General features: G+C 48.9%; 20 protein-coding genes and 3 pseudogenes. 17 read left to right on the top strand and 6 right to left on the bottom strand.

Going from position 1 to position 21949, the window contains the following annotated elements:
• The first annotated feature begins 12 nt into the window (after positions 1-12).
• The gene (gene rlhA / locus FQ015_RS20925; protein WP_160524454.1) at positions 13-1974 is read left to right on the top strand and encodes a 23S rRNA 5-hydroxycytidine C2501 synthase; all 1962 of its coding nucleotides are present in this window, start codon (positions 13-15) and stop codon (positions 1972-1974) included.
• 91 nt (positions 1975-2065) lie between these two features.
• On the opposite strand, the gene FQ015_RS20920 is transcribed toward rlhA, so the two are convergent.
• On the bottom strand, positions 2066-2296 hold the full coding sequence (locus FQ015_RS20920; protein ID WP_000491567.1) for a DUF2554 family protein: 231 nt from the start codon (positions 2294-2296) through the stop codon (positions 2066-2068).
• Between the two features lie 178 nt (positions 2297-2474).
• Between FQ015_RS20920 and hicB the strand changes: the two are divergent.
• The 8 genes and pseudogenes from hicB to FQ015_RS20880 form a co-directional block, all read left to right on the top strand.
• A pseudogene (gene hicB / locus FQ015_RS20915) lies at positions 2475-2711 on the top strand (type II toxin-antitoxin system antitoxin HicB); the annotation flags it as partial.
• A gap of 78 nt (positions 2712-2789) precedes the next feature.
• Positions 2790-4196 carry an aminotransferase-like domain-containing protein gene (locus FQ015_RS20910; protein ID WP_160524453.1) on the top strand — a complete coding sequence of 469 codons (1407 nt, stop codon included), beginning with the start codon at positions 2790-2792 and terminating at the stop codon, positions 4194-4196.
• A gap of 244 nt (positions 4197-4440) precedes the next feature.
• The gene (gene ydcS, locus FQ015_RS20905) at positions 4441-5586 is read left to right on the top strand and encodes a putative ABC transporter substrate-binding protein YdcS (protein WP_000047459.1); all 1146 of its coding nucleotides are present in this window, start codon (positions 4441-4443) and stop codon (positions 5584-5586) included.
• Between the two features lie 17 nt (positions 5587-5603).
• Complete coding sequence (locus FQ015_RS20900) at positions 5604-6617, top strand: ABC transporter ATP-binding protein (protein WP_160524452.1); 1014 nt, start codon at positions 5604-5606, stop codon at positions 6615-6617.
• The gene (locus FQ015_RS20895; protein ID WP_160524451.1) at positions 6618-7559 is read left to right on the top strand and encodes an ABC transporter permease; all 942 of its coding nucleotides are present in this window, start codon (positions 6618-6620) and stop codon (positions 7557-7559) included.
• Positions 7549-8335 (top strand): annotated as a pseudogene (locus FQ015_RS20890) (ABC transporter permease). Before FQ015_RS20895 ends, FQ015_RS20890 begins: the two are co-directional and overlap by 11 nt.
• 21 nt (positions 8336-8356) lie before the next feature.
• Positions 8357-9781 (top strand): aminobutyraldehyde dehydrogenase, encoded by a 1425-nt coding sequence (gene patD, locus FQ015_RS20885; RefSeq protein ID WP_160524449.1) that lies wholly within the window; start codon positions 8357-8359, stop codon positions 9779-9781.
• Between the two features lie 233 nt (positions 9782-10014).
• Positions 10015-10824, top strand: coding sequence for a CatB-related O-acetyltransferase (locus tag FQ015_RS20880; RefSeq protein ID WP_160524448.1), 810 nt, complete (start codon positions 10015-10017; stop codon positions 10822-10824).
• A 399-nt stretch (positions 10825-11223) separates the two neighbouring features.
• Here the strand turns inward: FQ015_RS20880 and yncL are convergent, their stop codons facing one another.
• The gene (gene yncL, locus FQ015_RS20875; RefSeq protein ID WP_001303494.1) at positions 11224-11319 is read right to left on the bottom strand and encodes a stress response membrane protein YncL; all 96 of its coding nucleotides are present in this window, start codon (positions 11317-11319) and stop codon (positions 11224-11226) included.
• A 193-nt stretch (positions 11320-11512) separates the two neighbouring features.
• Between yncL and ortT the strand changes: the two genes are divergently transcribed.
• Both ortT and ydcY read left to right on the top strand, forming a co-directional pair.
• A complete protein-coding gene (gene ortT / locus FQ015_RS20870) occupies positions 11513-11686 on the top strand; it encodes an orphan toxin OrtT (protein WP_000061178.1) in 174 nt (57 codons plus the stop codon).
• 85 nt (positions 11687-11771) lie between these two features.
• Positions 11772-12005 carry a DUF2526 family protein YdcY gene (gene ydcY / locus FQ015_RS20865; protein WP_160524447.1) on the top strand — a complete coding sequence of 78 codons (234 nt, stop codon included), beginning with the start codon at positions 11772-11774 and terminating at the stop codon, positions 12003-12005.
• On the opposite strand, the gene FQ015_RS20860 is transcribed toward ydcY, so the two are convergent.
• Entirely contained in the window at positions 12006-12455 is a 450-nt protein-coding gene (locus tag FQ015_RS20860; RefSeq protein ID WP_001076530.1) for a DMT family transporter, read from the bottom strand. It abuts the gene before it with no gap.
• Positions 12455-12970: a GNAT family N-acetyltransferase gene (locus FQ015_RS20855; RefSeq protein WP_000027557.1), complete on the bottom strand. Its 516-nt coding sequence runs from the start codon at positions 12968-12970 to the stop codon at positions 12455-12457. The genes FQ015_RS20860 and FQ015_RS20855 overlap by 1 nt, the downstream gene beginning before the upstream one ends.
• Before the next feature lie 180 nt (positions 12971-13150).
• Here FQ015_RS20855 and curA point away from each other — a divergent pair, with 180 nt between their 5' ends.
• Both curA and mcbR read left to right on the top strand, forming a co-directional pair.
• Positions 13151-14188, top strand: a complete 1038-nt coding sequence (curA, locus tag FQ015_RS20850) for an NADPH-dependent curcumin/dihydrocurcumin reductase (protein ID WP_024212169.1) — start codon at positions 13151-13153, stop codon at positions 14186-14188.
• Between the two features lie 198 nt (positions 14189-14386).
• Positions 14387-15052, top strand: a complete 666-nt coding sequence (gene mcbR, locus FQ015_RS20845) for a colanic acid/biofilm transcriptional regulator McbR (protein ID WP_001119578.1) — start codon at positions 14387-14389, stop codon at positions 15050-15052.
• A gap of 35 nt (positions 15053-15087) precedes the next feature.
• Here the strand turns inward: mcbR and pqqU are convergent, their stop codons facing one another.
• A complete protein-coding gene (gene pqqU, locus FQ015_RS20840) occupies positions 15088-17190 on the bottom strand; it encodes a TonB-dependent receptor PqqU (protein ID WP_160524446.1) in 2103 nt (700 codons plus the stop codon).
• A 241-nt stretch (positions 17191-17431) separates the two neighbouring features.
• Between pqqU and yncE the strand changes: the two genes are divergently transcribed.
• Positions 17432-18496 (top strand): 7-bladed beta-propeller protein YncE, encoded by a 1065-nt coding sequence (yncE, locus tag FQ015_RS20835; RefSeq protein ID WP_160524445.1) that lies wholly within the window; start codon positions 17432-17434, stop codon positions 18494-18496.
• Between the two features lie 109 nt (positions 18497-18605).
• On the opposite strand, the gene ansP is transcribed toward yncE, so the two are convergent.
• Positions 18606-20105 (bottom strand): L-asparagine permease, encoded by a 1500-nt coding sequence (ansP, locus tag FQ015_RS20830; protein WP_089663153.1) that lies wholly within the window; start codon positions 20103-20105, stop codon positions 18606-18608.
• Between the two features lie 266 nt (positions 20106-20371).
• On the opposite strand from ansP, the gene FQ015_RS20825 reads away from it, so the two are divergent.
• From FQ015_RS20825 to FQ015_RS24780, 3 genes and pseudogenes are all read left to right on the top strand, one after another.
• A complete protein-coding gene (locus tag FQ015_RS20825) occupies positions 20372-20989 on the top strand; it encodes a glutathione S-transferase family protein (protein ID WP_039020874.1) in 618 nt (205 codons plus the stop codon).
• A 539-nt stretch (positions 20990-21528) separates the two neighbouring features.
• Positions 21529-21813, top strand: a complete 285-nt coding sequence (locus FQ015_RS20820; protein WP_001127495.1) for a type VI secretion system PAAR protein — start codon at positions 21529-21531, stop codon at positions 21811-21813.
• An 18-nt stretch (positions 21814-21831) separates the two neighbouring features.
• Positions 21832-21949: pseudogene (locus FQ015_RS24780) on the top strand (hypothetical protein); the annotation flags it as partial.

Below are 21949 nucleotides of genomic sequence, written 5' to 3'. Positions count from 1 at the left end.
CTGGATAAGAATGTGACCGTATCTTCTCATCGACTTGAACTGTTAAGCCCGGCACGCGATGCCGCCATTGCCCGCGAAGCTATTTTGCACGGTGCCGATGCTGTTTATATCGGCGGCCCTGGTTTTGGTGCCCGTCATAATGCCAGTAATAGCCTGAAAGATATTGCCGAACTGGTGCCGTTTGCCCATCGTTATGGTGCAAAAATTTTCGTCACGCTTAACACCATTTTGCATGATGATGAGCTGGACCCTGCGCAACGGCTGATTACCGACCTCTACCAGACCGGCGTCGATGCGCTGATTGTTCAGGATATGGGGATTCTGGAACTTGATATTCCGCCGATTGAACTGCACGCCAGTACGCAGTGCGATATTCGCACAGTAGAAAAAGCGAAGTTCCTCTCTGATGTTGGCTTTACGCAGATTGTGCTGGCGCGAGAGCTGAATCTTGAGCAGATCCGCGCGATTCACCAGGCCACGGACGCGACCATTGAATTCTTTATTCATGGTGCATTGTGCGTGGCCTATTCTGGTCAGTGCTACATTTCTCATGCGCAAACAGGGCGTAGCGCCAACCGTGGCGATTGCTCGCAGGCATGCCGTTTGCCATACACGTTGAAAGACGATCAAGGGCGAGTGGTTTCCTATGAAAAACATTTGCTGTCGATGAAAGATAACGATCAGACTGCCAACCTCGGCGCGCTGATTGATGCTGGCGTGCGCTCCTTCAAGATTGAAGGGCGTTACAAAGATATGAGCTACGTGAAGAATATCACCGCGCATTATCGCCAAATGCTGGACGCCATTATTGATGAACGTGGCGATCTGGCGCGCGCTTCATCAGGTCGTACTGAACATTTCTTTGTTCCATCGACGGAAAAGACTTTCCACCGTGGTAGCACAGATTATTTTGTGAATGCCCGTAAAGGCGATATTGGCGCGTTCGATTCGCCGAAATTTATCGGCCTGCCGGTGGGCGAAGTATTGAAAGTAGCGAAAGATCATATTGATGTTGCCGTTACCGAGCCACTGGCAAATGGCGATGGCCTGAACGTGATGATTAAACGTGAAGTCGTCGGTTTTCGTGCGAATACGGTAGAGAAAACCGGAGAAAATCAGTACCGCGTCTGGCCCAATGAAATGCCAGCAGATTTGCACAAAATTCGCCCGCATCACCCACTAAACCGTAATCTTGATCATAATTGGCAGCAGGCGTTGACCAAAACATCCAGCGAACGTCGCGTAGCGGTAGACATTGAACTGGGCGGCTGGCAGGAACAACTGATTCTGACCCTGACCAGTGAAGAGGGCGTCAGCGTCACGCATACGCTGGATGGACAATTCGACGAAGCTAATAACGCCGAAAAAGCGCTTAATAACCTGAAAGATGGTCTGGCTAAGCTGGGGCAAACCATCTATTACGCCCGCGATGTGCAAATTAACCTGCCTGGTGCGCTGTTTGTACCGAACAGTCTGTTAAATCAGTTCCGCCGTGAGGCCGCCGAAATGCTGGATGCTGCGCGTCTTGCCAGTTATCAGCGCGGCAGTCGTAAACCGGTTGCTGACCCTGCGCCGGTTTATCCGCAAACGCATCTGAGTTTCCTCGCGAACGTATACAACCAGAAAGCGCGTGAATTTTATCATCGCTATGGTGTGCAACTGATTGACGCGGCGTATGAGGCACATGAAGAGAAGGGCGAAGTGCCGGTGATGATCACCAAGCATTGTCTGCGCTTTGCCTTCAATCTGTGCCCGAAACAGGCGAAAGGCAATATCAAAAGCTGGAAGGCGACGCCAATGCAACTGGTTAACGGCGATGAAGTGTTAACGCTAAAGTTTGATTGCCGCCCATGCGAGATGCACGTCATTGGCAAAATCAAAAATCACATACTGAAAATGCCGTTACCGGGAAGCGTAGTGGCATCCGTTAGTCCGGATGAGCTGCTGAAAACATTGCCGAAGCGAAAAGGGTAAAACGCCAGTTTTCTGGTTACTCACAACTTATTGAATCTGCATGATCTTGTCGGCCGGGTAAGGCGTTATGCCGCATCCGGCAACAAATGACTCAACGCTGTCCCGCTTCTGGTTTGCGCGATTTTTGCCAGTAAAAATGCTCGCGCAAACCTTCCGCCGACTCTTCCGCCACAGCACGCAATTCATCGCTGTCCGCTTCATGACGCAGCTGATGATCCACATTCTTTACCCACATAAATTCATGTCCTTTGTGCCCTGCCATGAGTTGTCCTGAGAACAGTGCACACGTTAATAAGACAACCGATAACGCCTTCGAAAACATCTCGCCACCTTTTTCTGACCTTTTGCCGCTATGATGCCGATCGTTTCTTGAGGTTATTATTCAGTTTTGCAAATTAGCGCAAAGAAATTCTGGAATCTTCCTTCCTGATTTTGCATTGCATTCTGCCGTTGCGGCGATTTAGTGCTATTTTCGAGCACATTACACACGGAGGTAAACTTCGCCATTAAATAGTCACGATCACTTTATTGAAGTGCCTTTGAGCGTCGCCTCTAAGGTATTGCTGTTAAATGCTTTTTTACAGTCAGAAATCACTCAGCAAGAGTTAGCCAGGCGAATTGGCAAACCTAAACAGGAAATTACTCGCTTATTTAACTTGCACCATGCGACAAAAATCGACGCCGTCCAGCTTGCGGCTAAGGCGCTTGGCAAAGAGTTATCGCTGGTGATGGTTTGATAACAGTTAATGAAAAGTTGTCATTTTTAACAACTGATATAGACTGCCGAATCACCTGCACATAATAACGATTCGATAATGAAAAAATACCAGCAGCTTGCAGAACAATTACGCGAGCAGATTGCGTCGGGGATCTGGCAACCCGGAGATCGTTTGCCTTCGTTGCGTGACCAGGTGGCGCTTTCTGGCATGAGCTTTATGACCGTCAGCCATGCCTATCAGTTGCTCGAAAGTCAGGGACATATTATCGCGCGACCGCAGTCGGGTTATTACGTTGCGCCACAGGCAATAAAAATGCCGAAAGCGCCAGTCATTCCAGTCACTCGAGATGAAGCAGTCGATATCAACACCTATATTTTTGATATGTTGCAGGCCAGTCGCGATCCGTCGGTAGTTCCGTTTGCCTCGGCCTTTCCCGACCCGCGACTTTTCCCCCTCCAACAACTAAACCGCTCGCTGGCGCAGGTAAGCAAAACCGCCACGGCGATGAGCGTGATTGAAAACTTACCGCCAGGAAACGCAGAACTGCGTCAGGCTATTGCTCGTCGCTATGCCTTACAGGGCATCACTATTTCTCCTGATGAAATTGTCATTACCGCCGGGGCGTTAGAGGCATTAAACCTCAGTTTACAAGCGGTAACGGAACCAGGCGATTGGGTGATAGTAGAGAATCCTTGTTTCTACGGCGCGTTGCAGGCGCTGGAGCGGTTACGGCTGAAGGCGTTATCGGTGGCGACGGACGTTAACGAAGGGATCGATCTTCAGGCGCTGGAACTGGCGTTGCAGGAGTATCCGGTGAAAGCGTGCTGGCTGATGACTAATAGCCAGAATCCACTCGGATTTACCTTAACGCCGCAGAAAAAAGCGTGGCTGGTAGCGTTGCTCAATCAGTACAACGTAACGCTGATTGAAGATGACGTTTACAGCGAACTTTATTTTGGACGGGAAAAACCGCTGCCTGCGAAAGCGTGGGATCGCCACGATGGCGTTTTGCATTGCTCTTCGTTTTCGAAATGTCTGGTGCCAGGTTTTCGTATTGGTTGGGTCGCCGCCGGAAAACATGCACGTAAAATTCAACGCTTGCAATTGATGAGTACGCTTTCGACCAGTTCACCGATGCAGCTTGCGCTGGTGGATTATCTTTCCACGCGCCGTTACGACGCCCATCTTCGTCGTTTACGTCGTCAGCTTGCGGAACGTAAACAACGTGCCTGGCAGGCGCTGCTGCGTTATCTGCCTGCGGAAGTGAAAATTCATCATAATGACAGCGGTTATTTTCTCTGGCTGGAACTCCCCGCGCCGTTAGATGCGGGCGAATTAAGCCTTGCGGCACTGACGCATCATATCAGTATTGCGCCGGGTAAAATGTTTTCTACCGGTGCAAACTGGTCACGTTTTTTTCGTTTTAATACTGCATGGCAGTGGGGCGAGCGCGAAGAACAGGCGGTTAAACAATTAGGCAAACTTATTCAAGAACGGCTGTAATAGCGTTTAATTTAATTCCTCTTAGGTTGGGTAATATGAATTTCGAATAGCAGTCATATTTCCTAACCCCTTGTCTATACTCCAGAAGATAACCTCACAGACGGCATAATGCGCGGTAGCTCACAACCTGATTAAATTTTCTCAGGGGCGAAGGTGTGCCTGCAAGCCGCCGTCTATGGTTAAACAAGGAGATATTTTTACGGCACGGCGGCTGAACAATTAATTTCGACAGGAGTAAGACCTTATGAGCAAGACATTTGCCCGCAGCAGCCTGTGCGCGCTCACCATGACAATAATGACCGCTCACGCCGCCGAACCACCTACCAATTTAGATAAACCGGAAGGGCGACTGGATATTATCGCCTGGCCGGGATACATCGAACGCGGACAAACCGATAAACAATACGACTGGGTAACGCAATTCGAAAAAGAGACAGGTTGCGCGGTGAATGTAAAAACCGCCGCGACGTCCGATGAAATGGTCAGTCTGATGACCAAAGGGGGTTACGATCTGGTTACGGCATCCGGCGATGCCTCGCTGCGTTTGATTATGGGTAAACGCGTGCAGCCGATTAATACCGCATTGATTCCCAACTGGAAAACGCTAGATCCGCGTGTGGTTAAAGGCGACTGGTTTAACGTTAGTGGCAAAGTTTATGGCACACCTTACCAATGGGGGCCGAACCTGCTGATGTACAACACTAAAACCTTCCCGACCCCGCCGGATAGCTGGCAAGTGGTTTTTGTTGCGCAGAATCTGCCGGACGGCAAGAGTAATAAAGGCCGCGTTCAGGCTTATGATGGCCCTATTTATATTGCGGACGCTGCGTTGTTCGTTAAAGCCACTCAGCCGCAGTTGGGCATCAGCGATCCGTATCAACTCACCGAAGAACAGTACCAGGCGGTGCTGAAAGTGCTGCGCGATCAACATAGTTTGATCCATCGCTACTGGCATGACACTACCGTGCAAATGAGTGATTTCAAAAACGAGGGTGTGGTTGCTTCCAGTGCATGGCCTTATCAGGCCAACGCCTTGAAAGCCGAGGGTCAGTCTGTCGCTACCGTATTCCCGAAGGAGGGCGTTACCGGTTGGGCTGATACCACCATGCTACATAGCGAAGCGAAACATCCGGTTTGCGCCTACAAATGGATGAACTGGTCATTAACGCCAAAAGTGCAGGGCGATGTGGCGGCCTGGTTTGGTTCGTTACCGGTAGTGCCGGAAGGGTGTAAAGCCAGTCCGTTATTAGGCGAAAAAGGTTGTGAAACAAACGGTTTTAACTATTTCGATAAAATCGCCTTCTGGAAAACGCCTATAGCAGAAGGGGGCAAGTTTGTTCCCTACAGTCGCTGGACGCAGGATTATATTGCCATTATGGGCGGCCGCTAACTTCGCTGGGGTGTTTTATGACGTACGCAGTGGAGTTTGACAACGTATCGCGACTGTATGGTGATGTGCGCGCGGTAGATGGTGTCAGTATTGCGATAAAAGATGGTGAGTTTTTCTCAATGCTGGGGCCGTCTGGCTCCGGCAAAACCACCTGCCTGCGCCTGATTGCTGGATTCGAACAGCTTTCCGGCGGGACTATATCTATCTTTGGTAAACCCGCCAGCAATCTGCCACCGTGGGAGCGGGACGTGAATACCGTTTTCCAGGACTACGCGCTTTTTCCGCATATGTCGATTCTTGACAACGTGGCCTATGGGCTGATGGTCAAAGGGGTGGATAAAAAACAGCGACACGTAATGGCGCAAGAGGCGCTGGAGAAAGTGGCGCTCGGATTTGTACAGCAACGTAAACCGTCACAACTTTCTGGTGGTCAGCGTCAGCGGGTTGCCATTGCCAGAGCGTTAGTGAATGAACCGCGCGTATTGCTGCTGGATGAACCGCTCGGCGCACTGGATCTTAAGCTGCGTGAGCAGATGCAACTGGAGCTAAAAAAGCTGCAACAGTCTCTCGGTATCACATTTATTTTCGTCACCCACGATCAGGGCGAGGCATTATCGATGTCAGATCGTGTTGCGGTATTCAACAACGGTCGTATTGAGCAGGTCGATTCCCCGCGCGATCTCTATATGCGTCCGCGCACGCCGTTTGTTGCGGGATTCGTCGGGACATCCAACGTTTTTGAGCCGCTAATGGCCGAGAATCTTTGCGGCATGATAGGCAGTTTTGCCCTGAGACCGGAACATATCCGCCTCAACACCCCCGGCGAAGTGCAAGTTAATGGCACGATCCAGGCGGTGCAGTATCAGGGCGCGGCGACCCGTTTTGAACTGAGACTGAATGGCGGTGAAAAACTGCTGGTGAGTCAGGCCAATATCACAGGCGAAGAACTGCCAGCCACGCTCACGCCCGGACAACAGGTGATGGTTTCCTGGTCGCGCGATGTGATGGTGCCGCTGGTTGAGGAGAGGTGAATGGCGATGAACGTATTGCAATCACCTTCACGTCCAAATCTGGGTAAGGTGTCAGGATTCTTCTGGCGGAAACCGGGACTGGGGCTGTTTTTGCTGCTGCTTGGTCCGCTGATGTGGTTTGGTATCATCTATTTCGGCTCGCTGCTGACGCTATTATGGCAGGGCTTTTATACCTTTGACGATTTCACCATGTCGGTAACGCCAGAACTGACGCTGGCGAATATCCGTGCGCTGTTTAATCCGGCGAATTACGACATCATCCTCCGCACGCTAACCATGGCTGTGGCTGTCACTATCGCCAGCGCCATTCTGGCTTTTCCGATGGCGTGGTATATGGCGCGCTATACCAGCGGGAAAATGAAAGCGTTCTTCTATATTGCGGTGATGCTGCCAATGTGGGCAAGCTACATTGTTAAAGCTTATGCCTGGACATTATTGCTGGCAAAAGATGGCGTGGCGCAGTGGTTTTTACACCATCTGGGGTTGGAGCCGCTACTCACGGCGTTCCTTACGTTACCCGCGGTGGGTGGCAATACGCTGTCAACGTCAGGATTGGGACGCTTTCTCGTGTTTCTTTATATCTGGCTGCCGTTCATGATCCTGCCCGTGCAGGCGGCGCTTGAGCGTTTGCCGCCGTCACTGTTGCAGGCGTCGGCTGATCTTGGCGCTCGTCCTCGACAAACTTTCCGCTATGTAGTGTTGCCGCTGGCGATCCCGGGTATTGCCGCTGGCTCTATCTTTACCTTCTCGCTCACACTGGGCGATTTTATCGTCCCACAACTGGTTGGCCCTCCGGGGTATTTTATTGGCAATATGGTCTACTCTCAGCAAGGGGCGATTGGCAATATGCCGATGGCGGCGGCTTTTACTCTGGTGCCGATTGTTCTCATCGCACTGTACCTGGCGTTCGTGAAACGTCTGGGAGCATTCGATGCACTCTGAACGCGCACCGTTTTTCCTTAAACTGGCGGCCTGGGGCGGCGTGGTTTTCCTTCATTTTCCCATCCTGATTATCGCCGCCTATGCTTTTAATACCGAAGATGCAGCATTTAGTTTTCCACCGCAAGGCCTGACATTGCAATGGTTTAGCGTGGCAGCACAGCGTAGTGACATTCTTGATGCCGTGACACTGTCACTTAAAGTGGCGGCGCTGGCGACATTAATTGCGCTGGTATTAGGAACGCTGGCAGCTGCCGCGCTGTGGCGACGAGACTTTTTCGGCAAAAACGCCATTTCGTTGTTACTTCTGCTGCCCATTGCGCTGCCGGGCATTGTCACTGGTCTGGCGCTATTAACCGCTTTTAAAACCATCAATCTGGAGCCGGGATTTTTCACCATCGTGGTCGGTCATGCGACTTTTTGCGTAGTGGTGGTGTTTAACAATGTCATCGCCCGTTTTCGCCGCACCTCCTGGAGTCTGGTTGAGGCGTCAATGGATCTTGGGGCCAATGGCTGGCAAACCTTCCGCTACGTGGTGTTGCCGAATCTCAGTTCGGCGCTACTGGCAGGAGGAATGCTGGCGTTTGCCTTGTCGTTCGATGAAATCATCGTTACGACCTTTACGGCAGGTCATGAACGAACGTTACCGTTGTGGTTGCTCAATCAGCTTGGGCGACCACGTGATGTACCGGTAACCAACGTGGTGGCACTGCTGGTTATGTTGGTAACAACCTTGCCGATCCTGGGGGCTAACCCGCGAAGGCGACAATGGTCAATAACCACTGATACAGGAATATGCTATGCAACATAAGTTACTGATTAACGGAGAACTGGTTAGCGGCGAAGGGGAAAAACAGCCTGTCTATAATCCGGCAACGGGGGACGTTTTACTGGAGATTGCCGAGGCATCCGCAGAGCAGGTGGATGCTGCTGTTCGCGCGGCAGATGCAGCATTTGCCGAATGGGGGCAAACCACGCCGAAAGCGCGTGCGGAATGCCTGCTGAAACTGGCCGATGTTATTGAAGAAAATGGTCAGGTTTTTGCCGAACTGGAGTCCCGTAATTGTGGCAAACCGCTGCATAGTGCGTTCAATGATGAAATTCCGGCGATTGTCGATGTCTTTCGCTTTTTCGCTGGTGCGGCGCGCTGTATGAATGGTCTGGCGGCAGGTGAATATCTTGAAGGTCATACTTCGATGATCCGTCGCGATCCGTTGGGGGTCGTGGCTTCTATCGCACCGTGGAATTATCCGCTGATGATGGCAGCGTGGAAACTGGCTCCGGCGCTGGCGGCAGGGAACTGCGTAGTGCTCAAACCATCAGAAATTACCCCGCTGACCGCGTTGAAGCTGGCAGAGCTGGCGAAAGATATCTTCCCGGCAGGCGTGATTAACATACTGTTTGGCAGAGGCAAAACGGTGGGCGATCCGCTGACCGGACATCCCAAAGTGCGGATGGTGTCGCTGACGGGCTCTATCGCCACTGGGGAACACATCATCAGCCATACCGCGCCGTCCATAAAGCGTACTCATATGGAACTTGGTGGCAAAGCGCCAGTGATAGTTTTTGATGATGCGGATATTGAATCGGTGGTCGAAGGTGTACGTACTTTTGGCTATTACAATGCCGGACAGGATTGTACTGCGGCTTGTCGGATCTACGCGCAAAAAGGTATTTACGATACGCTGGTGGAAAAACTTGGTGCTGCTGTGGCAACGTTAAAATCTGGTGCACCGGATGATGAGTCTACGGAGCTTGGACCTTTAAGCTCGCTGGCGCATCTCGAACGTGTCAGCAAGGCGGTAGAAGAGGCGAAAGAGACAGGGCACATAAAAGTGATCACCGGTGGTGAAAAGCGCAAGGGTAATGGTTATTACTACGCGCCTACGCTGCTGGCTGGCGCGTTACAGGACGATGCCATCGTGCAAAAAGAGGTATTTGGTCCGGTGGTGAGCGTGACGGCCTTTGACAATGAAGAACAGGTGGTGAACTGGGCGAATGACAGCCAGTACGGACTTGCATCTTCGGTATGGACTAAAGATGTGGGCAGGGCGCATCGTGTCAGCGCACGGCTGCAATATGGTTGTACCTGGGTCAATACCCATTTCATGCTGGTAAGTGAAATGCCGCACGGTGGACAGAAACTTTCTGGTTACGGCAAGGATATGTCACTTTATGGGCTGGAGGATTACACCGTCGTCCGCCATGTCATGGTTAAACATTAAGTTAAATGCTAGTGGCTGTTATATGAAATTATATGATGGCCACTATCGTTTGAAGTTTTGAGTCATTGGCGATTAATAAGAATGAATACATTAAAACGAGTGGAAAAGTTAAACGACTATTATGCGCTAAAGGTATGATGGTGATTTTTCATCCTGTCATGGTTGATTCATAGAAGACTTTAGAGTATCGTTATTCAACTAATAATTTATAAGTAAAAGTAGATATCTTTAGTATGAACGTACAGTTATATAAATTCACGGAAGATAAAAATAAAACCATTACCTTTAGGTGGACGAAAAAACACTTTGAATTTTGCATGGATAATAAAATATTTTTAAATCATAAAGGGAAGAAGTCTTACAAAGAAAGGAATTTATTTCTTTTCTCAAAAGGTGACAAAATATCAATTGAAGAGAATGTTATTGCTGAAGAATATTCAACAATGCCTGTAAAAAATTTTTCCAGTGTAGGTGCATTTTCATTTCCAACTTGTCATTTTTCGGGGAATATACATATAGGACGATTTTGTAGTATAGCATCAAATGTAAAAATAATGGGTGGAAATCATCCTATGAATCGTTTTACTACTCACATGATGACTTATAACGGTGAATTTGATAAATTTGCCTTGAGTGAGTTCGAGCGGCCCTGGACATTGAAACCATTCATTACCAAACCTGAAAATCCGATTATAGGAAACGATGTCTGGATAGGAAATGATGTTGTATTGAAAGGTGGTATCGCAATAGGTGATGGTGCTGTTATTGCTGCCAATTCTGTTGTTACGAAAAATGTACCTCCCTACGCCATAGTTGCAGGGGTACCTGCAAAAATAATCAGATTTAGATTTGATTCAAATATTATTGATGAATTGTTGAGAATAAAGTGGTGGAATTATAATTACTCAGATCTTCCGGATAATAACAAATGTGATGATATAAATTACTTTGTTGAAGAGATGAATCGATTGATATCAAATGGAAATATTCAAGAGAGGGACTATAAAAAATTCAATCTTTCTGAGATATTCAGAGATCTATAATTGTCTGTTTTACATGATAAATGGGCAGATAACCAGTGCGGGGTTTGCAATTTCAATGGGACAGCGTCCTCAAGGAGGTTGCAAACATCCTGTCATGCATATACTTTATGCCATCTTTTTATATTTACTTTATTCCCTGAAAGTATAAAGCATTTATAGACCCCGCGCGTCTAAAGTAATGATGATAGAAAAATGTGAAAACAAAGTTCCCTTTGAATCAGTAAGCTGTCTGTAAGGACGATAGGAGGGGGATATTTTCTACTTATTTCAATGTAGATGTCAGCAAAAAGAAGTAAATATTAAGGATAATGTTGTAAACCTGGAGAGTATGAGATGATCTTGCGTACTGTCAGAGCACTGATTTCTCTGACAGTACGTGCTGCGTGCAAAATCACTACATCAAATAAACCAGCCAAATCTCATAGAGATAAGAGTAAACAAACCAACAGCAGCAAAGACATTTATCAGTACTACAGTTCTACTGGAAACATTCATTTTTGCCACCTTTTATCATTGCCCCTATGTGTATAGTACGGGTTAAGAAAATCCGCAATAATACTTATTCTGAAGATGGATAAGGGCAAGTTGCTGTTGATGATTTTTTCTCAAACTGGTGAAAAAACTTGATGTACGTCAAAAAATGACGCATATTTGCGCGCGTTTTATTCATCTGGCTGGACGCCCGTACATGTCTCTCTATCAACACATGCTTGTTTTTTATGCGGTTATGGCAGCAATCGCATTTCTTATCACCTGGTTTCTTTCTCACGATAAGAAACGCATCCGTTTCTTAAGCGCCTTTCTGGTGGGGGCAACATGGCCGATGAGTTTCCCGGTGGCGCTGTTGTTTTCACTGTTTTAAATCTTACGCACTGGCTTGACGGCACCACGCAGACTTATATCATTTGGATGAATCGATAAATTTCACAAGTGGCTAAGGAGAAAGTATGTCGCATCTGGATGAAGTCATCGCGCGCGTGGATGCCGCGATTGAAGAGAGCGTCATTGCCCATATGAACGAATTATTAATCGTCCTGAGCGATGACGCGGAGTTAAGTCGGGAAGATCGCTACACCCAGCAGCAACGTCTGCGCACAGCGATCGCCCATCACGGTCGCAAGCATAAAGAAGATATGGAAGCGCGCCACGAACAGTTAACCAAAGGCGGCACCATCCTCTGATTAAAATGCGCGTCTGGCCACCAGCCAGGCGCCAACCACAAGTAAAATTGCGCCACAAATTGGGCCGATCAACGCCCGTAGTGGTACGCCCTGGCTGCGGAAGATATCCAGCACCAGACCGCCAATTAGCTGGCTGGCGACCAGTACTGCAATAGTTGTCGCCGCTCCCAAATTCTGATATCCGCTGATACTGGCGAAGACAAAAAAAGATCCAAGCAAGCCGGGTATAAGTGTCCACCAGCGTACGCTGGACACCAGTTCGCCAAACCCCGCCATGCCTTGTTTAAACCATAAAATAGAAACAAAGAGCACAATCCCTACCAGTGAGTTCAGCAACATGGCGATGAGAATGGTAGAGGAGGTCTGGGTGATGCGCACCATTAGCGTGTTCTGGACGACCAGACCAATCCCTGCGGCAATCAAAAAGGCAAGGGTAAGCGACTGATTCATCAGATTGCGTCCGGTTCACTGCGTTCGTCAAGTTGCAACTGCATAAATGTCAGATCCAGCCAGCGCCCAAATTTAGTGCCCACCTGCGGCATTTGTGCGGTGATGACAAATCCCAGCGACTGGTGCAGATGCAGCGAAGCCTGATTTTGCGATTCGATCCCGGCGACCATGACATGCTTCCCGCAATCCCGCGCTTCATCAATCAATCGGCTTAACAATTTACGCCCAAGACCTTTGCCCTGATGATCGGGATGGACATAAACCGAATGCTCCACGGTATGGCGAAAACCATCGAAACTACGCCAGTCGCCAAACGAGGCATATCCCGTCACTACGCCATCTTCTTCACTCACCAGCACCGGATAACCTGCTATGGTCCGCGCTTCAAACCAGGCAATGCGGTTATCTGCATCCACCGTTTGGTCATTCCAGATAGCCGCCGTATACAACACGGCGTGGTTATAAATTTCCGCAATGGCAGCACAGTCGGCTTTGCGGGCAAAACGGATGGACATGTCTGGCCTCGATAAAATAATGATAATGACGTTATCAATACTATCGAAAACAGCCCGAAGCAACGGATTCCTCGATGAAATTATTGCGTGTTGCAGAGGGGATGTGACGACTGCAAACAAAACCAATCCTGCGAGCCTGCTACTATTGATGGATTCATGCCAAAAGCACAGGAGAGCATTATGGGGCAACAAAAGCAGCGTAATCGACGTTGGGTTCTGGCCTCGCGTCCGCATGGCGCGCCGGTTCCGGAGAATTTTCGTCTTGAAGAAGATGATGTCGCCACACCGGGTGAAGGACAGGTATTACTGCGCACAGTTTATTTGTCACTGGACCCGTATATGCGTGGACGTATGAGCGATGAGCCATCTTATTCACCGCCGGTTGACATTGACGGCGTGATGGTCGGCGGTACGGTGAGCCGTGTCGTGGAGTCAAATCATCCTGATTACCAGCCTGGTGACTGGGTGCTGGGCTACAGTGGATGGCAGGACTATGACATATCCAGTGGTGATGATTTGGTGAAACTTGGCGATCATCCGCAAAATCCATCGTGGTCGCTGGGTGTGCTGGGGATGCCAGGCTTTACCGCTTATATGGGCCTGCTGGATATCGGTCAGCCCAAAGAAGGCGAAACGTTGGTGGTAGCTGCAGCGACAGGACCAGTGGGGGCGACGGTGGGGCAAATCGGCAAACTTAAAGGTTGCAGAGTGGTGGGGGTAGCTGGTGGCGCGGAAAAATGCCGCCATGCTACCGAGGTGTTGGGCTTCGATGTCTGCCTTGACCATCACGCGGATGATTTTGCCGAGCAACTGGCGAAAGCGTGCCCAAAAGGTATCGATATTTATTATGAAAACGTTGGCGGTAAGGTATTTGATGCGGTGCTACCGTTACTCAATACATCCGCGCGCATTCCCGTCTGCGGCTTAGTGAGCAGCTATAACGCTACAGAGCTACCACCCGGTCCGGATCGTTTACCCCTGTTGATGGCAACGGTGCTGAAAAAACGCATTCGCTTGCAAGGGTTTATTATTGGTCAGGATTATGGTCACCGTATCCATGAGTTTCAGCAGGAGATGGGACAATGGGTGAAAGAGGGGAAAATTCACTATCGTGAACAAATTACCAACGGTTTGGAGAACGCCCCACAGACGTTTATCGGCCTGCTGAAGGGTAAAAACTTTGGCAAAGTGGTGATCCGCGTGGCGGATGATGATTAAAGTTTCAACGGCGGCGTAAGGCCGCCATAAAAATCCAGGCAAAAAGCTTATTTTCAGCTTTAATTAACTGACCACATCATTGTTCTGCTGCTAATAACTACAAAGGTGAGTGGCTTATGATTATTCATTTTAACACACCAGGTGAACGCCTTCTGCTATGCAGGCAGGGTCGGAAAGAAAACACGCGAAGGAAGTAAAATGCCTGGAACGGAAAAAATGAAACATGTCAGTTTGACTATGCAGGTTGAGAACGACCTGAAACATCAACTAAGTATTGGCGCACTAAAACCTGGCGCACGCCTGATTACTAAAAATCTGGCGGAGCAATTAGGTATGAGTATTACACCTGTGCGTGAAGCATTATTACGTCTGGTTTCGGTGAATGCGCTTTCTGTCGCACCAGCGCAAGCATTTACAGTTCCGGAAGTGGGGAAACGTCAATTAGACGAAATCAATCGGATCCGCTACGAGCTGGAATTAATGGCAGTTACTCTGGCTGTTGAATACCTCACCCCGCAAGACCTGGCGGAACTAGAGGAATTGCTCGAGAAATTACAGCAGGCGCAAGAAAAGGGCGACATGGAACAAATCATTAATGCGAACAGGTTATTTCGCTTAGCGATTTATCATCGTTCAAATATGCCCATCCTGTGTGAGATGATTGAGCAACTGTGGGTCAGGATGGGACCTGGTTTACATTATCTTTATGAAGCGATTAATCCAGCGGAATTACAGGATCGTATAGAAAGCTATCATGAACTACTCGCCGCGTTGAAAGTAAAAGACAAAGAGCGATGCAGACATTGTCTTGCTGAAATTATGCAACAAAATGTTGCTATGTTATACCAGCAATATAATCGTTAAATTAAATGCCCGGCAAATACCGGGCATCAAGATAATCACTCAAATCGCCACGCAACATTCACGCCGATACCATAATTTCGCCCGGGCGCAGGTTCGTAATATCGCCCGTTCGACTCATTGACAATGACAGAACCAACGTATTCTTTATCGAATAAATTATCGACACGACCAAATAAATCCACAGTTAAATTGTGGAAATTGTATTTATACCCGGAGAATAAGCCGACGAGAGTATAAGACGGCGCTTTGGCCGTATTTTCATCATCGGCCATAATATCGCCCATATAACGCGCTTCCGTACCTGCATACCAGCCATCTTCCGGTACATAACCTATCGACGCAAAGCCCATATTACGGGCGATCCCTGGCATCCGGTTACCGTTACAATCATGTTCATTGCACACATTGCTGCGATAGGTCGCATCAAGCCAGGTCCAGGACGCTTTTACGCGAAAATCTCCCGCGAAACGTTGATCCCATGCCAGTTCAGCGCCTTGACGACGGGTCTTTCCGGCATTTTTGTAAGTCGTACGCCCACCGCTACTGTTATCGACAACAATTTCATCATCGGTGTCGGTCTGGAACAATGCGAGACTAAGCAGCCCATTACCAATACGCGTTTTACTGCCGATCTCAATTGTATCGTTGGTGGATGGTTTTAAACCAAAGTTCATACCGCTTTGACCGTCAGCACGATAAGACAGCTCATTAATCGTCGGCGTTTCAAAACCACGCCCGGCTGCCAGATAGATATTCCAGGCATCGGTCATTGCATATTTTAACGATCCGGCTGGTAGCCATTTGTGATAACTGGCATCACCACTGTCATCGCCGTTACCCGGAGTAATGTAATGATCGTTGGAATCAAACCATACGGAGCTGTAGCGCACGCCAGCATCCAGCGACAGTTTTTCGCTCAGCTGCCACTGCGTTTGTAAATAAGGATCGACGTTCCACATCAGATTGCGTTCGTCGCGGCGCAACTCACCTTTTTGCCCGTACTCCGGCACACCGCTGTTCAGGCGGAAGTTGTTGTAGCCTTTACGGTTTTCACTCATGTTTTCGTAGTTCAGGCCGGTAGTGAACGTGACCGGAACACCCAGTTCGCCACGGTGTGTCCAGCGGCTGTCTATCCCCTGGTAATGACGTTGTAGAGTAATCACACCGCCCGCATGCGATGGGTTAAGTTGGGGGGCCATTGGGATTGACTGGTACTGGGTCGTTTCTCGTTCTCCGGCATACATCATCACACTCATATCATCCTGCGAACTTAGGCTACGTTCATAGAGCAACCCAGCCTGAGTTTGCTTGATGGTTTTTCGCGTGTCGTACTGTTCAGCGCGTGGCGCTTGTTGCGGATTCGCCTTCCATTCTGCTTCGGTTAGCCCACCTGGGTCATCTGCTTTGATATCCACACTATTGAAAATCAGGCTTAATTTGCTGGCGTCATCAATGCGAACGCCCAGTTTGGCATTGGCTAAATTTTTCTGTGCGCCACTATGATCACGATAGCCGTGGGTCGTAAAACGCGTGGTTGAGACGGTGTAATCGACATCACCGGGCTGTGTGCCGTCTCCCGTTGCGCCCGTTGCTTTCAGCCCATAGCGCCAGCTGCCAAAACTGCCGTAGTAACTACTGGCTTCAATGGTTGGTGGCTGTTGTCCGGTCTGGGTGGTGACATTCATTACACCGCCAGACGCGTTGCCATACAGGGCAGAGAAGGGGCCACGCAGCACTTCCACATTTTGCACACTGCTTAAATCGATGTTGGATGTTTGCCCTTGCCCGTCGGGCATGGTGGCGGGAATACCGTCCACATACAGGCGAATACCGCGAATACCGTAAGTGGAGCGGGAGCCAAATCCGCGAATCGACAGCTGTAAATCTTGCGCATAGTTCTGCCGGTTTTGTACCTGCAAACCAGGCACGCCGGTCAGTGATTCGGACAAGTTAATGCGCGGTGTTGCCAGGCGCATCTCCTCGCCATCCACCACGCTTACTGCTGCTGGGGTATCCAGTTCTGAAACCACCTGCGGTGCGGCACTGACAATCATAGTCTGTTCATCAGCGGCAAAAACAACGGGGGAAAGGACAAGCAGTGCGGGCAAAACGGTCTGTCGGACGGAAAAAATCTTCATGAAAAAAGCCAGGTTAAGAATGGGAAAACGCCGTCATGGTAATGAAATTGTAAATTTATGGAAAATGAAACGGCACAATACGTTAAGTAATTGAGAAAATTGTAGTCGTAACGGCAAGAAATGCTCCACATTTGAGAAAATAATGATTACCATTCCCATTTATAACAAGAGCGTAACGATGATTACGCTTAGCGAAGCATTGTGAAGCAGCAAAAATATCGGTTCATCAAAGGGAGTCGTCATGCATTTACGTCATCTGTTTTCATCGCGCCTGCGTGGTTCATTACTGTTAGGTTCATTGCTTGTTGCTTCATCATTCAGTACGCAGGCCGCAGAAGAAATGCTGCGTAAAGCGGTAGGTAAAGGTGCCTACGAAATGGCTTATAGCCAGCAAGAAAACGCGCTGTGGCTCGCCACTTCGCAAAGCCGCAAACTGGATAAAGGTGGCGTGGTTTATCGTCTTGATCCGGTCACTCTGGAAGTGACGCAGGCGATCCATAACGATCTCAAGCCGTTTGGTGCCACCATCAATAACACGACTCAGACGTTGTGGTTTGGTAACACCGTAAACAGCGCGGTCACGGCGATAGATGCCAAAACGGGCGAAGTGAAAGGCCGTCTGGTGCTGGATGATCGTAAGCGCACGGAAGAGGTGCGCCCGCTGCAACCGCGTGAGCTGGTAGCTGATGATGCCACGAACACCGTTTACATCAGTGGTATTGGTAAAGAGAGCGTGATTTGGGTCGTTGATGGCGAGAATATCAAACTGAAAACCGCCATCCAGAACACCGGTAAAATGAGTACCGGTCTGGCGCTGGATAGCAAAGGTAAACGTCTTTACACCACTAACGCTGACGGCGAATTGATTACCATCGACACCGCCGACAATAAAATCCTCAGCCGTAAAAAGCTGCTGGATGACGGCAAAGATCACTTCTTTATCAACATCAGCCTTGATACCGCCAGGCAGCGTGCATTTATCACCGATTCTAAAGCCGCAGAAGTGCTAGTGGTCGATACCCGTAATGGCAATATTCTGGCGAAGGTTGCGGCACCGGAATCACTGGCTGTGCTGTTTAACCCAGCGCGTAATGAAGCCTACGTAACGCATCGTCAGGCAGGTAAAGTCAGTGTGATTGACGCGAAAAGCTATAAAGTGGTGAAAACGTTCGATACGCCGACTCATCCGAACAGCCTGGCGCTGTCTGCCGATGGTAAAACGCTGTATGTCAGTGTGAAACAAAAATCCACTAAACAGCAGGAAGCTACCCAGCCGGATGATGTGATTCGTATTGCGCTGTATTAGGTATGGCGAGGGTGAAAACTGAGAGACTTGCCTGACTTTTATCACGCCGCATCCGGCACCCTCGCTTCTAATCTGAATTTGCCCGGCACATAGCCGGGCAATTTTGCAATTAACTCGCCGTCTCTGGCTTAAACACAATTTCCTGTTTTTCTTCATCTTCCTCGACGACTGGCGCAGTGCTGTGTATTTCTGCAACGCGTTTGCGTACACCAAACCAGCCTACAACCAGCAGAATACCGATAATCGGCAGCGCCGCGATAGTATAAGTCCCGTTCGGGTAATCGAACGCCATCAGCACAAGGACACTCAGTAAAAACAGTAATGTCAGCCAGGAAGTGAAGGGCGCGCCAGGCAGTTTAAAACTGACATCCGCTGCTTTGCCTTCTTTAATCGCTTTACGCAGGCGCATCTGGCACACGATGATAAACGCCCATGAAGCGATGATTCCCAGCGACGCGAAGTTCAACACAATCTCAAATACGCGCGACGGCACCAGATAGTTAAGGAATACGCCAACAACATAAACGACCAGCGTCGCCAGGATCCCGGCATAAGGCACATGCTGACGACTCATTTTCGCCATGAAACTTGGTGCAGAGCCGCCCATCGCCATTGAGCGCAGAATACGTCCGGTGCAGTACAGACCTGAGTTCAGGCTGGAGAGGGCAGCGGTCAGCACCACAATGTTCATAATGCTGCCGATGTACGGCACACCCAGTTTAGAGAAAAACGTCACGAACGGACTTTGCCCCGCCTGATACGCGCTCCACGGCAATAACATAACCAGCAACACCACGGAGCCGACGTAAAACAGGCCAATACGCCAAATCACACTGTTAATGGCTTTAGGCACCATGGTCTGCGGATCTTTACATTCTCCGGCAGCTGTACCCACCATTTCAATGGAGGCAAAAGCAAACACTACACCCTGAATCAACACCAAAGCAGGCAGTAAACCGTGGGGAAAGAAACCGCCATTATCGGTAATTAAATGAAAGCCAGTGGTGTTGCCATCCAGCGGCTGACCGCTACCGAGGAACACTGTACCCACGACCAAAAAGGTCACGATGGCGAGCACTTTAATAAGCGCAAACCAGAACTCCATCTCCGCAAACCATTTCACACCAATCATATTCATGGTGCCAACGATGGTCAGCGCAGCGAGCGCAAAGACCCACTGCGGCACGCCGCCAAACGCACCCCAGTAATGCATATACAGAGCGACGGCGGTAATATCGACAATCCCCGTCATCGCCCAGTTGATGAAGTACATCCAGCCTGCAACGTAAGCGGCTTTCTCTCCTAAAAACTCGCGGGCATAAGAGACAAAACTGCCACTGGAAGGGCGGTGTAGCACCAGCTCACCCAATGCACGCAGAATAAAAAATGAAAACAGGCCGCAGATTAAATAGACCAGTGCCAGTGCTGGCCCCGCCATTTGCAGTCGGGCTCCAGCGCCTAAAAACAAGCCGGTGCCAATCGCGCCGCCGATGGCGATCATCTGTACCTGGCGATTGCCCATCGCTTTGTGATACCCCTCTTCGTGGGCATTAAGCCAGCGGCGTTTCGCGGCGTGCTGATCTGAAGTGTCGGTGTCGTGTTTACTCATTGCTCTCCCTGATTGCTTTAATGAAAAAGTCATATAAGTTGCCATGAACAATGTTTATTCATCCTGGCGATGATAGTTATCACCATTATTCTTTATGGGTATAAAACTATCGGCGCAGCATCCTACCCGTTATCGATAAACGATGCAAAACATCCCCTTACAATCCTGAAGGGGAATAATACAACTGACGAAAAAATGACAAATCCTTTTGCTGGTTAACCTGTGTACTGTCCTACACTTAATCTTTAAAAGATTGTGAGGGGCATATGATTAAGGTGTATGGCGTACCCGGATGGGGCTCTACAATCAGTGAGCTGATGCTATCACTGGCTGATATTCCTTATCAGTTCGTTGATGTCAGTGGTTTTGACCACGAGGGAACTTCACGCGAGTTATTGAAAACCCTGAACCCGTTGTGTCAGATTCCGACATTGGCGCTGGAAAATGACGAGATTATGACGGAGACAGCGGCGATTGCATTGATGGTTCTCGATCGTCGCCCGGACCTTGCGCCACCGGTTAGGCGCGCCGAACGTCAGCAGTTTCAACGGCTATTGGTCTGGCTGGTTGCTAATGTCTATCCAACGTTCACTTTCGCCGATTACCCTGAGCGTTGGGCTCCTGACGCGCCTGAACAGTTAAAGAAGAATGTTATTGAATATCGCAAATCGCTTTATATCTGGCTGAATTCACAACTGACCGCTGAACCTTATGCGTTTGGTGAGCAACTAACGCTGGTGGACTGTTATCTTTGCACAATGCGCACATGGGGGCCTGGGCATGAATGGTTTCAGGATAATGCCACGAATATCAGTGCGATTGCTGATGCTGTATGTCAGATACCAAAGTTACAAGAAGTACTAAAAAGGAATGCCATTATTTAACAACAATGCCGGAGATTAATGTTAATGAATCACTGGCGTAGTTAACTGGATATCCATTTGTTTGCTATGAATAGTAATTAAAGTTGGCACAACTATTTATATGATTGATGTAATTTCGTTTTTTATATGAAATATCAATTTAATATAATCCGAAAATAAAACATCTTTTCGCATGTAGAGAAACATGTCGATATGATAGTGCAGTGCAGATCATGTCATCAGGGTAGGGCGGTAGCGTATTTAATCAGGGAAAGATTACGCAACGCTGCTTTTTTGTATTGAACGATTCGCATTTTATGTTTAAAAATTGCGATATTCCTTATTTCCTGAAGCTGTTTTTATTGCTTATACATGATCAAATACTCCTTACATAATTAAGGAGAACAAAATGGAACTTAATACACGCCAACAATTTGTATTACTTAAATAGACCAGTGAAGGTACGTATCAGAATATCCGGTGAAGTGATTAATATTTCGTTGAATATTTCTCCGGATTTTTGAAACCTGCTGCTGTAGAAATTCTGAACAGGAGGAATTATGCCTTTAGCAGCCAAACTTACCGACAAAGGCACCCAGCACGACGGTTATTACGAGACCGTCATCACCGCCGGGTCATCCACCGTTTTTATCGATGGTCTCCCCGCAGCCCGTCAGGGAGATCCGCTGACGCCGCATGCTAAACCGAAGCATCCCCCTCATCCCCGTAAAATCGCCAGAGGTTCTTCAACCGTCTTTATTGACGGCCTGCCCGCCGCCAGAACCGGTGATGCTGTTGACTGCGGCGGCGTGGTTATTGGTGGCGGCACGGTAAATATAGGCTGATATGTCTGAGAGGTATTTATGACCTTAAAAGGTCTTCGCTTTACGCTGGAGGTTGACGGCCAGGAGCCGGACACCTTTGCAGTGGTGAGCTTCCGGTTAGTCCAGAACCAGTCATATCCGTTTGTGATGAGTGTGG

The sequence above is a fragment of the Escherichia sp. HH26CH genome, from assembly GCF_009820205.1.
Taxonomy (GTDB): Bacteria; Pseudomonadota; Gammaproteobacteria; order Enterobacterales; family Enterobacteriaceae; genus Escherichia; species Escherichia coli_F.
The sequence above is the reverse complement of the archived record's forward strand: the minus strand, read 5'-3'. Positions and strand labels throughout refer to the sequence as shown.

What these genes read in the sequence shown, in the direction of transcription:
- FQ015_RS20900 (WP_160524452.1), top strand. Translation starts at nt 5,604, where the DNA reads ATGACGTACGCAGTGGAGTTTGACAACGTATCGCGACTGTATGGTGAT.
- ydcY (WP_160524447.1), top strand. Translation starts at nt 11,772, where the DNA reads ATGTCGCATCTGGATGAAGTCATCGCGCGCGTGGATGCCGCGATTGAA.
- yncE (WP_160524445.1), top strand. Translation starts at nt 17,432, where the DNA reads ATGCATTTACGTCATCTGTTTTCATCGCGCCTGCGTGGTTCATTACTG.
- ortT (WP_000061178.1), top strand. Translation starts at nt 11,513, where the DNA reads ATGTCTCTCTATCAACACATGCTTGTTTTTTATGCGGTTATGGCAGCA.
- ydcS (WP_000047459.1), top strand. Translation starts at nt 4,441, where the DNA reads ATGAGCAAGACATTTGCCCGCAGCAGCCTGTGCGCGCTCACCATGACA.
- mcbR (WP_001119578.1), top strand. Translation starts at nt 14,387, where the DNA reads ATGCCTGGAACGGAAAAAATGAAACATGTCAGTTTGACTATGCAGGTT.
- FQ015_RS20920 (WP_000491567.1), bottom strand. Translation starts at nt 2,296, where the DNA reads ATGTTTTCGAAGGCGTTATCGGTTGTCTTATTAACGTGTGCACTGTTC.
- curA (WP_024212169.1), top strand. Translation starts at nt 13,151, where the DNA reads ATGGGGCAACAAAAGCAGCGTAATCGACGTTGGGTTCTGGCCTCGCGT.
- FQ015_RS20860 (WP_001076530.1), bottom strand. Translation starts at nt 12,455, where the DNA reads ATGAATCAGTCGCTTACCCTTGCCTTTTTGATTGCCGCAGGGATTGGT.
- FQ015_RS20880 (WP_160524448.1), top strand. Translation starts at nt 10,015, where the DNA reads ATGAACGTACAGTTATATAAATTCACGGAAGATAAAAATAAAACCATT.
- ansP (WP_089663153.1), bottom strand. Translation starts at nt 20,105, where the DNA reads ATGAGTAAACACGACACCGACACTTCAGATCAGCACGCCGCGAAACGC.
- FQ015_RS20910 (WP_160524453.1), top strand. Translation starts at nt 2,790, where the DNA reads ATGAAAAAATACCAGCAGCTTGCAGAACAATTACGCGAGCAGATTGCG.
- FQ015_RS20825 (WP_039020874.1), top strand. Translation starts at nt 20,372, where the DNA reads ATGATTAAGGTGTATGGCGTACCCGGATGGGGCTCTACAATCAGTGAG.
- FQ015_RS20855 (WP_000027557.1), bottom strand. Translation starts at nt 12,970, where the DNA reads ATGTCCATCCGTTTTGCCCGCAAAGCCGACTGTGCTGCCATTGCGGAA.
- FQ015_RS20895 (WP_160524451.1), top strand. Translation starts at nt 6,618, where the DNA reads ATGGCGATGAACGTATTGCAATCACCTTCACGTCCAAATCTGGGTAAG.
- pqqU (WP_160524446.1), bottom strand. Translation starts at nt 17,190, where the DNA reads ATGAAGATTTTTTCCGTCCGACAGACCGTTTTGCCCGCACTGCTTGTC.
- yncL (WP_001303494.1), bottom strand. Translation starts at nt 11,319, where the DNA reads ATGAATGTTTCCAGTAGAACTGTAGTACTGATAAATGTCTTTGCTGCT.
- FQ015_RS20820 (WP_001127495.1), top strand. Translation starts at nt 21,529, where the DNA reads ATGCCTTTAGCAGCCAAACTTACCGACAAAGGCACCCAGCACGACGGT.
- patD (WP_160524449.1), top strand. Translation starts at nt 8,357, where the DNA reads ATGCAACATAAGTTACTGATTAACGGAGAACTGGTTAGCGGCGAAGGG.